3 tRNA genes are annotated in these 663 nt (G+C 45.2%); all 3 read right to left on the bottom strand.

The window, feature by feature from the left end:
• Positions 1-331: 331 nt before the first annotated feature.
• Positions 332-407, bottom strand: a tRNA-Val gene (locus HC728_RS19745).
• Positions 408-438: 31 nt separating this feature from the next.
• Positions 439-514, bottom strand: a tRNA-Ala gene (locus HC728_RS19740).
• A 24-nt stretch (positions 515-538) separates the two neighbouring features.
• Positions 539-614, bottom strand: a tRNA-Lys gene (locus HC728_RS19735).
• Positions 615-663: the final 49 nt, after the last annotated feature.

The raw sequence follows: 663 nt of genomic DNA, 5'->3' as shown, positions 1-663 counted from the left end.
CATCGCCTCTGACTGCCAAGGCATCCACCGTGTACGCTTAGTCACTTAACCATACAACCCCAAGAGGTTTCGTATGGCATAAACAACCAAGGTTGAACTCGTCATTGCGAGTTCTGGTTTTTCGCCGAATTCAAAATACAAGAACACTTGAATGTGTTGTTCTTCGTTTTACAAAGTAAAACAAAGGATATTAAGAACTTTAAATTTTGATTTAGATAACTCGTAAGTTATTTAAATCAGTCAGCTTTCCAAATTGTTAAAGAGCAATGTTTCTTTCGAAACCATTTTTAAAGACTCTCATCGGCTTTTTGCTTCAAAGAACGCTTAAAGATGGTGGGCGATACCGGGCTCGAACCAGTGACCCCCTCCTTGTAAGGGAGGTGCTCTCCCAACTGAGCTAATCGCCCACGAAAGTTTTAATTCTTTCGTGAGAAAGAATGGTGGAGCTATGCGGGATCGAACCGCAGACCTCCTGCGTGCAAGGCAGGCGCTCTCCCAGCTGAGCTATAGCCCCAAATTTTATTTCCTTGGGAGGAAATGGTGGGTCGTGCAGGATTCGAACCTGCGACCAATTGATTAAAAGTCAACTGCTCTACCAACTGAGCTAACGACCCAATGGTATCCCGTAGGGGAGTCGAACCCCTGTTACCGCCGTGAAAGGGC

The organism is Aliivibrio sp. S10_S31, from assembly GCF_014694495.1.
Lineage (GTDB): Bacteria > Pseudomonadota > Gammaproteobacteria > Enterobacterales > Vibrionaceae > Aliivibrio > Aliivibrio fischeri.
Note: the sequence above shows the minus strand (reverse complement) of the source record. Positions and strands in the feature narration are given on the sequence as shown.